Annotated in this window: 10 protein-coding genes and 1 other annotated feature; all 10 genes read right to left on the reverse strand. The window is 63.5% G+C overall.

What is annotated here, in order from left to right; translation table 11 throughout:
* Positions 1-104: 104 nt before the first annotated feature.
* Positions 105-2258 (reverse strand): NAD-dependent DNA ligase LigA, encoded by a 2154-nt coding sequence (gene ligA, locus ET524_RS09905; RefSeq protein ID WP_129425455.1) that lies wholly within the window; start codon positions 2256-2258, stop codon positions 105-107.
* Positions 2259-2662: 404 nt separating this feature from the next.
* Complete coding sequence (locus tag ET524_RS09910) at positions 2663-3187, reverse strand: HdeD family acid-resistance protein (RefSeq protein ID WP_129425457.1); 525 nt, start codon at positions 3185-3187, stop codon at positions 2663-2665.
* A gap of 228 nt (positions 3188-3415) precedes the next feature.
* On the reverse strand, positions 3416-4345 hold the full coding sequence (cysK, locus tag ET524_RS09915; protein WP_129425459.1) for a cysteine synthase A: 930 nt from the start codon (positions 4343-4345) through the stop codon (positions 3416-3418).
* A gap of 255 nt (positions 4346-4600) precedes the next feature.
* Complete coding sequence (locus ET524_RS09920) at positions 4601-5038, reverse strand: RrF2 family transcriptional regulator (protein WP_129425461.1); 438 nt, start codon at positions 5036-5038, stop codon at positions 4601-4603.
* Positions 5039-5163: 125 nt separating this feature from the next.
* Positions 5164-7446 (reverse strand): YgiQ family radical SAM protein, encoded by a 2283-nt coding sequence (locus ET524_RS09925; protein ID WP_236648304.1) that lies wholly within the window; start codon positions 7444-7446, stop codon positions 5164-5166.
* 8 nt (positions 7447-7454) lie between these two features.
* The gene (locus tag ET524_RS09930) at positions 7455-8312 is read right to left on the reverse strand and encodes a DUF4013 domain-containing protein (protein ID WP_129425463.1); all 858 of its coding nucleotides are present in this window, start codon (positions 8310-8312) and stop codon (positions 7455-7457) included.
* A gap of 232 nt (positions 8313-8544) precedes the next feature.
* A complete protein-coding gene (gene rplL, locus ET524_RS09935) occupies positions 8545-8919 on the reverse strand; it encodes a 50S ribosomal protein L7/L12 (RefSeq protein ID WP_129425464.1) in 375 nt (124 codons plus the stop codon).
* A 98-nt stretch (positions 8920-9017) separates the two neighbouring features.
* Entirely contained in the window at positions 9018-9539 is a 522-nt protein-coding gene (gene rplJ, locus ET524_RS09940) for a 50S ribosomal protein L10 (RefSeq protein WP_129425466.1), read from the reverse strand.
* Between the two features lie 56 nt (positions 9540-9595).
* Positions 9596-9734 (reverse strand) — a sequence feature (ribosomal protein L10 leader region).
* Positions 9735-11723: a Tat pathway signal sequence gene (locus ET524_RS09945; RefSeq protein WP_201738777.1), complete on the reverse strand. Its 1989-nt coding sequence runs from the start codon at positions 11721-11723 to the stop codon at positions 9735-9737.
* Between the two features lie 268 nt (positions 11724-11991).
* Complete coding sequence (acnA, locus tag ET524_RS09950; protein ID WP_129425468.1) at positions 11992-14667, reverse strand: aconitate hydratase AcnA; 2676 nt, start codon at positions 14665-14667, stop codon at positions 11992-11994.
* Positions 14668-14677 lie beyond the last annotated feature (10 nt).

Raw genomic sequence — 14677 nt, forward strand, 5'->3', positions numbered from 1 at the left:
TAACACACTATAGCAGGCGCGGCCGCAGATTCGATGTTACGAATGTCAAATTCGTAACTCCTTCATGTGAACGGCCCGGAAACGCCGGCATTCGGCCGATTTTGCTATTCCCCAGCAACTTCCGGCACTTCGCCCGTCTCCAGAATCGCAAGCAACGCGGGCTCGTCAAGCACGGGTACGCCCAGCGCCACGGCTTTGTCGTACTTGCTGCCCGCCGCTTCGCCGGCCACCACGTAGCTCGTCTTCTTCGACACGCTGCCCGACACCTTCGCGCCGCGTGCCTTCAGCGCCGCGCCGGCCTCGTCGCGCGTCATGCCGCTTTGCACCAGACTGCCCGTCAGCACGAACGTCAGCCCCTCGAGCGTTTGCGGCAGCGCGTCGGCCGCCGCGGCCTCAACGTCGTCGGCCAGGCGCACGCCGTGCTTCGCCAACCGTTCGATGACCTGCACGTTGTCGGGCGTGCGCAGGAACAGGTACGTGGAGTGCGCAATCTTCGGGCCCACGCCGTCCACGGCCGCCAACTCTTCCTCGCTTGCCGCCATCAGCGCCTCCATGCTCGGGAACGCGCGCGCCAGCGTTTCGGCCATGGTCTTGCCCACGTGGCGCATGCCCAGGCCGAACAGCGGGCGGGCGAACGGGCGCGTACGCGACTCGTCGATGGCCGCCACCAGCTTCTTCGCCACCGTGTGCCCCAGGCGGATGGGCTCGCCCTCCTTGTTCGTACGGCCCATGTCCAGCTGCGCCAGTTCCACCTCGTCAAGCGTGTAGTAGTCCGCCACGTCGCTCACGCGGCCCGACTCCACCAGCCGGCGCACCACTTCCTCGCCCATGCCGTCGATGTCCATGGCTCCGCGGCTGGCCCAATGCAGCAAGCGCTCAAGCGCCTGAGCGGGGCAATCGATGGAAATGCAGCGGTAATCGGCCTCGCCTTCCTCGCGCACCACGGGACTGCCGCAGCTCGGGCACACCGCGGGCATGTTCCACGGCACGGCATCGGCCGGGCGCAGCGACTCCACCGGCCCCAGCACCTCGGGAATCACGTCGCCGGCCTTTCGCACGATGACGGTGTCGCCCACGCGCACGTCCTTGCGACGCACCTCGTCCTCGTTGTGCAGCGTCGCGCGCGCCACGGTCGAGCCCGCCACCAGCACCGGGTCCATCTCGGCCACCGGCGTCAGTTTGCCCGTGCGTCCCACCTGCACGGTGATGTCGCGCAGCAGCGTCGTCTTCTCCTCGGGCGGGAACTTGAACGCGATGGCCCAGCGCGGCGCGCGCGCCGTGTAGCCCATGGCCTCCTGCTGCGCGAACGAGTTCACCTTCACCACCACGCCGTCGATGTCGTACGGCAGCGCGTCGCGACGTTCCAGGCTTTTGCGGCAGAACTCATGCACCTCCTCGGCGCTGTGCACCAGCGCGATGTCGGGGTTCACGTGGAAACCGGCGCGGCCCAGCCATTGCAGCAGGTCCCACTGCGTTTCCACGGCCAGCTTGCGCTCATCGCCCACAGCGTACACGAACGTGGAAAGGTCGCGGTGCGCCGTGATCTGCGGGTCCTTCTGGCGAAGGCTGCCGGCGGCGGCGTTGCGCGGGTTGGCGAACGGCTGCTTGCCGTTGGCCTCGGCCGATGCGTTCAACGCCTCGAAGCTGGCCTTCGGCATGTAGCACTCGCCGCGCAGCTCGATAGGCACGCCGGTATCGCGGATACCGTCGTCGGCGTCGGCCCGCAGACGCAGCGGCACGTCCTTCACGGTGCGCACGTTCACGGTGATGTCCTCACCCGTGGTGCCGTCGCCGCGCGTAGCCGCGCGCATAAGCCGGCCGTTCTCATACGTGAACGCCACCGACGAACCGTCGATCTTCAGCTCGCACACCAGCTCAGGGATGCTGCCGAAGAACTCGCGCACGCGGTCAAGCCACTCGTCAAGCTCTTCGGCGCCCATGGCGTCGTCAAGCGAGTACATGCGGCGCTCGTGCTGGATGGGCGCGAACTGGTCGCCCACGTAGCCGCCGACACGCTGCGTGGGGCTTGACGGGTCGATAAGCTCGGGGTGCGCCGCCTCAAGCGCACGCAGCTCGTGCATCAGCGAGTCGAACGCCGCGTCGCTGATAGCCGGCGCGTCCTTGGCGTAGTACAGGTAGCTGTTGTGCTCGATCTCGCGGCGCAGCGCCTCGATGCGCGCCGCCGGATCGCTTGTCGCCTCGGCCAGCGCCTTCTCGCTCAGAAGCGACTGCTGCTCTTTTGCCTGTTCATCCGCCATGTGCAAACCCTTTCCGCACGATTTTCGACCGAAGCCCCGCGGCGCGAGACGCCTCGTGCCGCACTCCAACCACAGAAAAGCCCCGGGCACTTGCCCGGGGCCCACGTTGTCGTGAGAGATTTTACCATGCACCGCCAGCATCGCTTGCGACCGAAGACAACGAACACGGGCCCGCCACGGCCAGCTGGCTGCGGAATCTAGCAGCGACAGCGAACTTCAAGTGTCGAGATTCATCTCGACACCCGCTAGGCAACGCGAAGCGGACCGCATCCTTCCAACCACGGGCGCAATCATAAGATGGTGTCGCGCTTTGCGCTCTGTTTAATGGGTTGAACCTTCGCTCAACCCTACGTTTCGGTCGTGCCGTCCCCTTCAACTCGGATCTTCATCACGACACGCCACGGCTACAGCGCGATGTAGCGCCCCGCGTTCCAGCCGTACACAATCAGGCTTGCCGCACGCACCAGCAGAATCATTGCCAGAAACACGCTGAGCATTTCAGGCCACACGAAAAACGCGATGCCGCACAGGGCATTCAACACGCCGCTGAACAGGGGCCATCCCCACATAGGCACGCCGAAGCCCTTCGCTTTCACTGCCGCCACAATCTCGAAGATGGCGAAGGCCACAAAGCACAACCCCACCAGCCACGGCACCACGGCGGAAAACGCCAGCGGATGCAACAGGAACACCAGGCCCAGCAGCACGTCGACAATCGCGTACGCCAACTCCCAGCCGCTGCGCGGCATGATGTTGCGGAAACGCACATACCCGATGATGTCGAACACGCCCGCCACCAGGAAAAACGCGCCGACAACCGCCGCGATGGTCACGATGGTCAGCCCCGGCGCCGCCAGGCAGAACAGCCCGGCCACCGCCAGCGCGATGCCCGCGAACACCAAGCCCCAGTCATGCTTGCTTGCACTCATGATGCACTCCCTTCCACAAAGCCCGCGCACACGCGGTCACGCAAGCTCACAGGCCAACGCCCTTGCTTTCGCCCCTATTGTACCCGCTGGCTACCGAAATTGCCCCCCGCACGCAAACCGTCACGCAACCGTGTATTGCCCGCACGCTATCGCACCCAAACACAAAGGTGCCCGCGTCAACACGACGCGGGCACCTTGCCGAGTTTCAGTTTGCAGCGCTGCGACCTACTAGAAGTTGAACATGGCCGTGGACAGGTAGCGCTCGCCGGTGTCGGGCAAGATGGTCACGATCAGCTTGCCCTTGTTCTCGGGGCGCTGCGCCAGTTTCGTGGCGGCGGCCACTGCGGCGCCGGAGGAAATGCCCACCAGCAGGCCGTCCTTGCCCGCCAGCTCGCGGCCGGCCTCAAACGCCTCTTCGTCGGTGATCGGCAGCACCTCGTCGTACACGGACTGGTCCAGCGTGTCGGGCACGAAGCCTGCGCCGATACCCTGAATCTTGTGCGCGCCCGCGTGGCCCTCGGACAGCACCGGCGAACCGGCCGGCTCCACCGCAACCACCTTGATGTCGGGGTTCTTCGACTTCAGGAACTTGCCCGTGCCGGACAGCGTGCCGCCCGTGCCCACGCCGGACACCAGGATGTCAACTTTGCCGTCGGTGTCGTCCCAAATCTCGGGGCCGGTGGTGCGCTCGTGCACAGCCGGGTTGGCCGGGTTCGTGAACTGGCTGGGGATAAACGAGTTCGGAATCTCCTCGGCAAGCTCGGACGCACGGGCGATGGCGCCCTTCATGCCCTTGCTGCCGTCGGTCAGCACCAGCTCGGCGCCGTACGCCTTCATAAGGTTGCGGCGCTCAACGGACATGGTTTCCGGCATGGTGATGATGACGCGGTTGCCGCGCGCGGCCGCGATGGCGCACAGGCCGATGCCCGTGTTGCCCGACGTCGGCTCGATAATGACGGTGTCGGCGTTCAGCTTGCCCTGCGCCTCGGCGTCATCAAGCATGGCCTTCGCAATGCGGTCCTTCACGGAACCGGCGGGGTTAAACAGCTCCACCTTGCCCACGATGGTGGCTTCCAGGTTGTGGTTCTTCTCGTAGTTGGTCAGCTCGACCAGCGGGGTTTTGCCGATCAGTTCGGAAACGCTCTTATGGATGGTCATTGGCTTTCCTCTCTCGCTTTCGCCGTTGCTTGTTGTTTGTTGCTTGCTCAATCGCTTACAGGTCTTGTTCCTTAGTACACCTGTTATCCTACTATGTCCCTAGGCATTGTCAATAATGAATTCGAAAGAAATTCCCCTAATCCCGGAATATTTTAGGGAATTGCGCTCGAGCACTCGAATTGCTCGCAGCCAACCTAGCAGGCTTCCGTCATTCGCGCAAACAAAAAGCGCAAGCCCGAAAGCCTGCGCCTTGCGTTAAATCGAATAGCTGTCCGCCGCCACCGCTGAGTGCTCGTCGATGATGCTCTGCAGCGTGATGCCGCCCAGATACTCGTTGATGACCTTGTACAGCCCGCGCCAAACGCCCAGCTCCATGCACGGAACCGGCATGTTGCATTCGAACGTGTCGTCCTCCAAGCACGATGCCGGCGCAAGCGACCCTTCCGTCACCCGCAGCACATCAAGCACGGTGATGACGCTTGCCGGCTTGGCCAGCTGATACCCGCCGGCCGCGCCGCGGATGGAGCGCACCAGCTTCGCCGTAACCACGTTCGACACGATCTGCTCAAGGTACTTCTTCGAAATACCCAGCGAATCCGACACTTCCTTGAGCGAAACCGGCCCGGCGCCATCGTGCTCGGCCAGGTACAACATCAAGCGAACCGCATACAAGCCCTTCGTCGATATCTTCATGCGCGCCGCCTTTCTACCCTTTGCGAACGAAGCTCCCCTTACAAGCCTCGTCGTTGACATTCGACTTCATTATACCCCGGATGCCTAGGGATTATGCTGACATTCGCACGGCGAATTCGCCCACGCTACCTTTTGTGGCCGCGAGGCACGCCGCCGCGCTTCCCGCTTGCGGCGTTCTTCAGCCCGGCCACACCCTGCTTCGCCGCCCCGCGACCGGCCGGCACATGGCCACCGTGCGGGCGAATCAGGCACTTCGGCCCGTATCCCACCAGGTCAAGGCGTCCGGCGCGGCGCAGCGCCTCAAGCACCAGCTCATAATTCTTCGGGTCGCGATACTGGATAAGCGCGCGCTGCAGCGCCTTGTCGTGCGGGCTTTTCGGCACGAACACGCGCTCCATGGTGCGAGGGTCGACGCCCGTGAAGTACATGGCCGTGGACATGGTGGACGGCGTGGGGTAGAAATCCTGCACCTGCTCGGGGTTGAATCCCATGTCGCGCACGTATTCCGCCAGCTCAACGGCCTCGTCGAGCGTGCTGCCCGGATGCGACGACATCAGGTACGGCACCACGAACTGCTTCAGCCCGCATTCCTCATTCGCCTCGGCGAACAACTTCACGAACTTCTCGTACACCTGGTGCTGCGGCTTGCCCATCACGCCCAGCACCGCGTTCGACACGTGCTCGGGCGCCACACGCAGCTGACCGCTGACGTGGTGCTCGCACAGCTCGCGCACGAACGCGCGCCCGCCGTCCTTGTCGGCCAGCGCGAAATCGAAGCGGATGCCCGAGCGCACGAACACCTTCTTCACGCCCGGCAACGCACGCAGCTCGCGTAGAAGCTGCAGGTAATCCGTGTGGTCGGCGTTCAGCTTGCGGCACGGCTGCGGCGAAAGGCAATGCTTGTTGCGGCACGCGCCGCGGCGCAGCTGCGCATCGCACGCCGGCGCGCGATAGTCGGCCGTCGGCCCGCCCACGTCGTGGATGTACCCCTTGAACTCGGGGTCGGCAATCATCAGCTTCGCTTCCTCGATGATGGACTCGTGGCTGCGCACCTGCACGATGCGCCCCTGATGGAACGTCAGCGCGCAAAACGCGCATTCGCCGAAGCACCCGCGGTTGCTGGTCAGGCTGAATTTCACTTCGCGAATGGCCGGCACGCCGCCAGCTTCCTCGTACATGGGGTGGTACGTGCGCGCATACGGCAAGCGGTACACCGCATCCATTTCGGAGGTGGTCAGCGGCTTGCTCGGCGGGTTCTGCACCACAAACTCATGGTCGGAATACGGCTCCACCAGGCGTTTTCCCGTGAACGGGTCGCTGTTAGCGTACTGCACGTTGAAGCTGCGCGCATACTCCAAGTTGTCGGCCTGCATGCTGGGAAACGAGGGCAAAAGCTCGTAATCGTACACGTGCTCAAGCGACTTCGCGCGGTATACTGTGCCGTCGATGAACGTGATGTCGGACACGGAAAGCCCCGCCGCCAGCGCGTCGGCAATCTCGACGATGGAATGCTCACCCATGCCATAACTAACCAGGTCAGCGCCAGAATCAAGCAGAATCGACCGCTTGAGCTTATCCGACCAGTAATCATAATGCGCCAACCGACGCAGCGATGCCTCAATGCCGCCGATAATGATGGGCGTGTCCTTGAACGTACGGCGAATAAGGTTGCCGTACACCACGGCAGCGCGGTCGGGCCGCAAGCCCATCTTCCCGCCCGGCGAAAACGCGTCGGCGCCGCGATGCTTCTTCGCCACCGTGTAGTGGTTCACCATGGAGTCCATGTTGCCTGCGGAAACCAGGAAGCCCAGTCGCGGTTCGCCCAGCAAGGCAATGCTTTCGGGGTCGCGCCAATCGGGCTGACAAATCACGCCGACCTTGTAGTGATTCGCTTCTAGCAGGCGCGTGATGATAGCCATGCCGAACGAGGGGTGGTCCACATACGCGTCGCCGCACACGAACACGAAGTCGCACTGATCCCAGCCACGCGCCTGCATATCGGCGCGATTTACCGGCAAAAACGCACTGCGATCAGGCATAACCGTCTGCTGCTTGCCATGTCGTTCCGCGCCGTGCCCGTGCTTGCCCGTGTGCTTCGGCTTGCCGCCTTGCGCGCCGGCACGCTTTGCCTTGCCGGTCGCCTCTCTGCGCGCATCGCGGTCCGCGTGCTTCACGCCACGCGTCACACCGTCGCGCGCCTCGTCCCGCTTTCCACGCGCACGCTTATCCGCACCACCGCGCGCATCGCCGCGCCCACGCCGCTGGCCGCCGGAGCCGCCATGCTTTCGCGACGCCTCCGCACCCTTTGCCGGCTCTGCAGCACCGCGCCGCGACGGTTTGCCGCTTCGTCCGCCTTGCGCGCCGGCGCCTTTGCGTCCAGCGCCCTGCCCCGTATTCCCTTGTTTCACGAATCCGCCTATCTTTGCGCCTGGCCCGACGCCATCTCAAACGGCATGGGGTCATCTTGACCGCGCCATGCCGGAACATCAAATTGCTGCACCCAGTATCCCATGGCACGCACGGTCATGATGGTGATAAACGCGGATGCCGCCGAAAGCACCACAAGCGCTACCAGGCACACCATCATGGCCGCCAACGCGAACAGCATCACCGCCAGCGCACTTGCCATGCCGCCGCTTCCCCACACGCCCAGCGCTGTAAGCGCAGCCACCACAACGCCCATTCCCAGAGCGAAACCGCCAAGGATCGCGCCCATGCATACCGTCAGCGCCACGCCAACGCACACCACGCGCACAAGGCCTTTCGTGTCGTGGCGCATCATCGCCCACAGCCGCGACAGCTGAAACCCGGGCCCTAAGCGCCCGTAGATGCTCGCACGCGCAGCCGCTACCAGGTAAAACAGCGAAGCAATCACCAGAATCAACAAGCTGAACAGCCCGGAGATGTTCCCTGACAGTACATGCCCCGTACCGCCAAACACCGCGCCCGATACCGTATCAAGCCCGCGCCCCGCCATAACGCTGAACACGCCCTCCACCACGCCGGGGGCAATCAAGCAGAACACCGTATTGATAACGAAAACGATCAGCCCGCGCCGGTACAGCTGGCCGTCCTCGTTGCCGAAGATACGCGGCGGCAGCGGCGTTTCCACGCCCCAGGCGATGTCGCGCAGCCACCCGTATGCATAGCCAAACAACACCACCTGGCCGAAAATGGGAATGAGGGACAGCAATCCCAGCAAGAACATCTTGCCAAGCCAACCTTCAGATTGCTTGATGTCGTTCCATGCAGCTTTGAAGTAACCCTTTTGCATGACAGGCACCCTTTCCCTTTTCCCGATTTTGCCGCGCGCGGCTTTCCCTTGCCAATGCGTTGCGCAAACGCCCTGGCAACGAACAGCCGCACTCCTGCAGCTTCGAACAATACACGCGCAAACACGCGCGCTACACAACCGTAACCATCTCGTTTCATTCACCCGCAACCCCGCACAAGAAAAGGACCCGCTGCAAGCAGCGGGTCCTTCGCAAACCAGTCTGGGACTGAATTTACTTCAGGGTCACAGCAGCGCCGGCGTCCTCCAGCGTCTTCTTGATCTCCTCAGCCTTGTCCTTGGCAACACCCTCCTGGATGGTGGAAGGAGCGGACTCGACGGTCTCCTTGGCTTCCTTCAGGCCCTGGCCGGTGATCTCACGGACAGCCTTGATGACAGCGATCTTGTTGTCGCCGAAGCCCTCGAGCACAACGTCGAACTCGGTCTTCTCTTCAGCAGCAGCAGCGCCAGCAGCCGGAGCGGCAGCAACAGCAACCGGAGCAGCAGCGGACACGCCAAAGGTCTCCTCGATGTCCTTGACCAGCTCGGAAGCCTCGAGCAGGGACATTTCCTTCAGAGCCTCGATGATCTCTTCGCGAGAAACAGCCATGTTAGTTTCCTTTCAAAGGGGCTGGTGCGCCTTATGCACCCCAGCCGAAATTTCAAATGCATTACGCGGCACATCTTATGCCGCTAGAAGGTTGCGGCTTACGCAGCTTCCTTCTGATCGGCAACAGCCTTCGTGACCTGAGCCAGGCCGCGCGACACGCCGTTGATGGCAGTAGCCAGACCCTGAGCAACACCGTTGATGGCAGCGGCGATGTGGGCGTACAGCTCCTCGCGAGAAGGCAGGGAAGCGATGGCCTCCACCTCTTCTGCGCTGACGGCAGCACCCTCCATCAAGCCACCCTTGATCTGCAGGTTCTCGTTGGTCTTAGCGAATTCCTTGACGGCCTTAGCGGCAGCAGCCACGTCGGAGCCGGCAAACACGAATGCGCTGGGGCCATGCAGCATGTCGTCGAGCGTCGGCAGCTCGGACTCAGCCAGGGCGATGCGCATAACGGTGTTCTTGTACACCTTCATGGCTGCGCCGGCCTCGCGAACAGCGCCACGCAGAGCCTCGACTTCCTTCACGGTCAGACCGCAAGCGTCGACAACCCAGACAGCACCGGCACCCTCGAGATCTTCCTTGATCGCGGTGAGCATCGATTGATTCTTTGCGTTCGGCATGTATTACACCTCCTTCTTCCTCAAACTCGGGTTCCGCCCCATGCGGGTGGAGTCGCGCTTGAGAAAAAGAACGACCCCTGCCGTCCTCAGACACAGGGGTCGTTGAAGTGCGATACTTAACAACCACCTCGGCGGGCCGCTTTCGCGATTGAACCTTTCGGTGCCTGCTGTCTTTGGCAGCGGAACTGCTTTACGTTACGCCTTCACGGTATCGGCTGTTTCCGCGGACTTGTCGTCCGTCTTCGCAGCATCGCCCGATGAAGGCTTATCTATAGTAGCAGAATTCTTCGAGGTGTCAATTTCCTGCACCGAATTTGTGGTGTCGCCCTTCACATATTTGAACGTGATGGTGTCGCCTTCCTTGTAGCCCACGATGCCCAGCTGCCCCGGGATGGCGAAGTCGAAGATGCCGTCCACGCCGTCAAGCGTTACGTAGAAGTGCGAGTTGCCGTCCATGACCGCCTGCGTCATGCTGCGGATGACGCCCGTGGCCTCCTCCATGTTCGCTTCGGCCGCATCCGTGGACAGCGCGCCGCTGGTTGCCAACATGGCCTGGTACGACTTCTGCGTTTCCGCAACCGTGTCGCCCGTGGCAACGTTCTGGTAATGCTGGATGTCCACCATTGCGAACTTCTTCACGGTGCCCGCGTTATCCTTCAACGCCATGAAGTACGTCGGCTGCTCGGAAACGTTGATCAGGATGGGGAACGTTGCGGAGTAACGCAGGTTCTGCACCGCGCCTTCGGCCGACTGCATGGCCGATTCCTCGGTAGCGCCGGCCACCGGGTAGTAGTGCGACTCGGCCGTGCGCTGGTTCACCAGCACGAAGCCCACGATGGAGTTGTCCGCCGTTGCCGACGTCACGCCCGTGTACACCCACACGTCATCGTCCTTGGCGATGTAGTTGTAGCCCACGTTGCCATCGGTGCCCGGCGTGGTCTGCACCACGTTCTTCTGGCCCAGCCAACTGTTCAGCCAGCCGTCCTGGTACTTGCCCGACCAGTTGTACTGCTGGATAAGCAGCTCGGCCGGATAAGCGCGGTCGACCCATTGGGGCACATCGTCGATGGACAAGTCCGTGCATTCGCCCGTGGTGGCGTTCACCATGACCACGCGCTCGATGGTGGTGCCACCGAACAGGCCGATGGTACGCGTCTGCACCGGACAGATCCACCAGGGCTGGCCGTCCTCGTCGATTTCGAACGACTTCTCATCGAACATGTAGAAGGGGTACTTCAGCTGCACGTAACGGTCGATGTTGCGGGCCAAAGGCTCGGAACGCGAATAGAAGATGGCGCGGTCGCCCAGCTTCACGATCTGCGCATCCTGCGTGGTCATATCCACCAGCGCGTACGCCGGGATGCCCTCGGCTCGGTTCGTCAGCCACTTGAACAGGTCGGCATAGCCCAGCGGGCTCACGCGCACGGGCGTGCCCTGGTAGTTGATCTGGCTATACGTACCCGCAATCTCGAACTGGCTGACGTACTCGGGAATGTTGCCCATGGCGCGATTGCCCAGAAGCGCCGCGGAATCGCGGTCGATGATGGGAATCTCGGAGTAGTCGACCTGCTGGATATCCTGCGCGAAGTCGGCGTCCTGCGTTTGCAGCACGTTGGCGTATTTGGCGGCGTTGCCCGGGAAAATGGACAGCGACGCCACGGCGCCCAGCACGCCCACCAGCGCGATGACCGCCGGCACCCACGATGCGACCTTGAACGCCTTGGCCTTCGTGCGGCTGGGATCAACCTTGCTGTTGCCCGTTTCGTACGTGCGCGATTTTGCGCGCCAGAACACAAACAGCGGCAGCAGCACGAACACGGCCACGAACAGCCACGTGTCGGTGCTACGGACGTTGATGGGCGGATGGAACCACCAGTAGGCAACCAGCAGCACCACAATCAGCAGAATGGCAAGGATGACCAGCGCTTTCTTGCTCATCTGGCCCATTTTGTCACCGAACGAGAAATCGGCGTCGCCGCCTTTGCCGCCCGAGCCGCCATGGCCACCGAAGCCCGCGAACGGGTTTCCCGCGCCGCCGCCGAACGGGCTTGCGCCGCCTTGCTGCGACCCTCCTTCGCTGCCGGCGGTCGGACCGCTCTGCGGCCCACCGAATCCCGCGCCCATGTCGAAGCCCGACTGTTTGAGGGCATCGATGAGCGATTCAAACCCGGATGTCTGTTTCACGGCATCCCTTTCTTCCCTTGAAGTTTGCGATTCTCCCCATCATACACGAAAGCGTCCAGCTTCCGAAAAAGCTGAACGCTTTCGTTACCTTATAGTGACGCCGGGGCAACGCCGAGCGCAATGCCTCGAGCATCAGCGCGCTTTCGCGCTTGCGCAGCAGAAGCCTTTCGACCAAGCGCGCACGCCGCTTCAGCAATCGCGTCGCAGCGGGGCAAAGCCGGGCACGAGCGCTGCCGCGCCGCCTACGCGCCGCCCCGGCACGCAACCGCTATTTTGCCAGCTGGCGCAGCACGTACTGCAGGATGCCGCCGTTCTCGAAGTACTTGCCCTCCGTCGGCGTGTCCACGCGCACCGTTGCCTTGAACGCCACCGCAGACCCGTCGGCCTTCTTCGCCGTCACGTCCACCACGCGCGGCTCGGGCAGGCCGTGCGAGAAGTCCACGGCGCCCACCGTGTACTGCTCGGAGCCGTCAAGCCCCAGGCTTTCGGCGCTTTCGCCTTCCGCGAACTGCAGCGGCATGACGCCCATGCCAATGAGGTTCGAGCGATGGATGCGCTCGAAGCTTTCGGCGAACGCCGCGCGAATGCCCAGAAGCATCGGGCCCTTCGCCGCCCAGTCGCGCGAGCTGCCGCTGCCGTACATCTTGCCGGCAACCACCACCAGGGGCACGCCGGCCTGCTCGTAATCCATAGCCGCATCGAACAGGGGCGTGACCTGGCCGTTCAGGAAGTCGCGCGTCCAGCCGCCCTTCTTGCCCTCCGCCAGCTTGTTCGCCAGCTTCACGTTGGCGAACGTGCCGCGCATCATCACCTCGTGGTTGCCGCGGCGCGCGCCGTACGTGTTGAAGTCGGCAGGCGCCACGCCACGCTCCTCCAGGTACTTCGCCGCCGGGGAATCGGGCGCGATGCTGCCAGCCGGCGAGATGTGGTCGGTGGTGATGAAGTCGCCCAGGAATGCCAGCGCGCGGGCGTCGGCAATCGGCGCCGCCGGCTCAGGCTCGGCGCCCATGCCGTCGAAGTACGGCGCACGGCGCACGTACGTGGAGTCCGCATCCCACGCGAACGTGTCGGACGGCTCGCTGCCCAGCTGCTGCCACGCCGCGTCGCCGTCGTACAGGCCGCGCGAGCCTTCCTCGTACAGCTCCTGCGTGGCGAACTTCGCCAGAAGCTCAGCAACTTCCTCGTTCGTCGGCCAGATGTCGGCCAGGTGCACCGGCGTGCCATCGGCACGTTTGCCCAGCTCGGCGGTGGTCAGGTCAACGTCCATGGTGCCCGCCAGCGAATATGCGATAACCGTTGCCGGCGCGCCCAGGTAATTCTGCGACACATCGGGGGAAATGCGGCCCTCGAAGTTGCGGTTGCCCGAAAGCACGCTGGCAAGTTCCAGGTCGTCGGCAATGTCGTGCAGCTGCGGCAGCACGGGGCCGGAGTTGCCGATGCAGCTCATGCAACCGAAGCCGCACGTGTAAAAGCCCAGTTGACGCAGGCCGTCAAGCAGCCCGGCGCGCTCAAGCAGAAGCTCGGTGGCACGGCTGCCCGGCGCCAGGATGCACTTCACCCACGGCTTGGGGGCAAGGCCCGCTTCGGCTGCCTTCTTCGCCACCAAACCCGCCGTCAGCATCATGGACGGGTCCGTTGCCGTGGTGCAGCTGGTCACCGCGGCAATGGCCAGCGCGCCGTGGCCCAGCTCGCACGCCTGGCCGTTTACGTCAACGGTAACCTTCTTGCCCAGGTCAAGGCCGCGATCGGCGCAAATGCCGCGGAAACGCTCCTGCGCCTCGTCAAGCCAAATGCGGTCGTGCGGGCGCGACGGGCCGGCAATGCTGCGCTTCACGCTGCCCAGGTCAAGCTCCAGCACGTCGGCGTACACGCGCTCGGGCGCGGCCGGGTCGTTCCAGAAGCCCTGCACCTTCGCGTACTGCTCGACCAGCGCCACCTGCTCTTCGCTGCGGCCGGTCAGGCGCAGATACGCCAGCGTCTGCTCGTCAACGGGGAACAGCGTGCACGTGCTGCCGTATTCCGGCGTCATGTTCGAGATGCACGTGCGCTGCGTAGCGTTCAAGCTGTCAAGGCCGGGGCCGAAGCACTCGACGAAGCAGCCGACCACGCCCTTCTCGCGCAGCATCTTCGCGAACGTCAGCGCCACGTCCATGGCGGCCACGCCTTCGGCAAGCTTGCCGGTCAGGCGCACGCCCACCACCTTCGGCACCAGCGTGGTGATCGGCTGGCCCAGCGCCGCGGCCTCGGCCTCGATGCCACCGACGCCCCAGCCCAGCACGCCGATGCCGTTGGCCGTAGGCGTGTGGCTGTCCGTGCCCACCAGCGTATCGAAGTACACGGTGGGGTTCTCGCCCGCAGGCGTTTTCACGCCAGCAGCTTCCGACGTCATGGCCACGCGCGCGAACTGCTCGATGTTCAGCTGATGGCAGATGCCCGCTCCTGGCGGCACAATGCGCACGTTCTCGAACGACTCTTGCGCCCACTTCAGGAAGTTGTAGCGCTCGCCGTTGCGCTGAAACTCCAGCTCCATGTTCTTCTCCATGGCGCACGAGCAACCCGCCACATCGGCGATAACGGAGTGGTCAATAACCAAATCGCACGGGATTTGCGGATTGATCTTCGCAGGGTCGCCGCCCAGGCTCGCGCATGCCTCGCGCATAACGGCGAAGTCCACGAACACCGGCACGCCCGTGAAGTCCTGGAACAGCACGCGCGCGGGGCTGAACTCCACCTCGCTGCCAACTTCGCCGGCACAACCGGCTTCAATCACGCGTTTCGCCAGGTCAGCAGCCGCTTCCGGCGTTTCAGCGTTGCGCAGCACGTTCTCTAGCAGCACCTTCAGCGCATACGGCAGCTTCTCAGAGCCGGCAATCTGCTCGATCGGATAATACGTGTACGCGGCATCCCCCACGGAAAGGGTAGCGGCGAACTTCTCGTTCTTCATATCGTCCCCC

The sequence above is a fragment of the Senegalimassilia faecalis genome (genome assembly GCF_004135645.1).
In the GTDB taxonomy this organism is placed as follows: domain Bacteria; phylum Actinomycetota; class Coriobacteriia; order Coriobacteriales; family Eggerthellaceae; genus Senegalimassilia; species Senegalimassilia faecalis.

What these genes read in the sequence shown, in the direction of transcription:
- ET524_RS09930 (WP_129425463.1), bottom strand. Translation starts at nt 8,312, where the DNA reads ATGCAAAAGGGTTACTTCAAAGCTGCATGGAACGACATCAAGCAATCT.
- rplJ (WP_129425466.1), bottom strand. Translation starts at nt 9,539, where the DNA reads ATGCCGAACGCAAAGAATCAATCGATGCTCACCGCGATCAAGGAAGAT.
- ligA (WP_129425455.1), bottom strand. Translation starts at nt 2,258, where the DNA reads ATGGCGGATGAACAGGCAAAAGAGCAGCAGTCGCTTCTGAGCGAGAAG.
- cysK (WP_129425459.1), bottom strand. Translation starts at nt 4,345, where the DNA reads ATGACCATCCATAAGAGCGTTTCCGAACTGATCGGCAAAACCCCGCTG.
- rplL (WP_129425464.1), bottom strand. Translation starts at nt 8,919, where the DNA reads ATGGCTGTTTCTCGCGAAGAGATCATCGAGGCTCTGAAGGAAATGTCC.
- acnA (WP_129425468.1), bottom strand. Translation starts at nt 14,667, where the DNA reads ATGAAGAACGAGAAGTTCGCCGCTACCCTTTCCGTGGGGGATGCCGCG.
- ET524_RS09920 (WP_129425461.1), bottom strand. Translation starts at nt 5,038, where the DNA reads ATGAAGATATCGACGAAGGGCTTGTATGCGGTTCGCTTGATGTTGTAC.
- ET524_RS09910 (WP_129425457.1), bottom strand. Translation starts at nt 3,187, where the DNA reads ATGAGTGCAAGCAAGCATGACTGGGGCTTGGTGTTCGCGGGCATCGCG.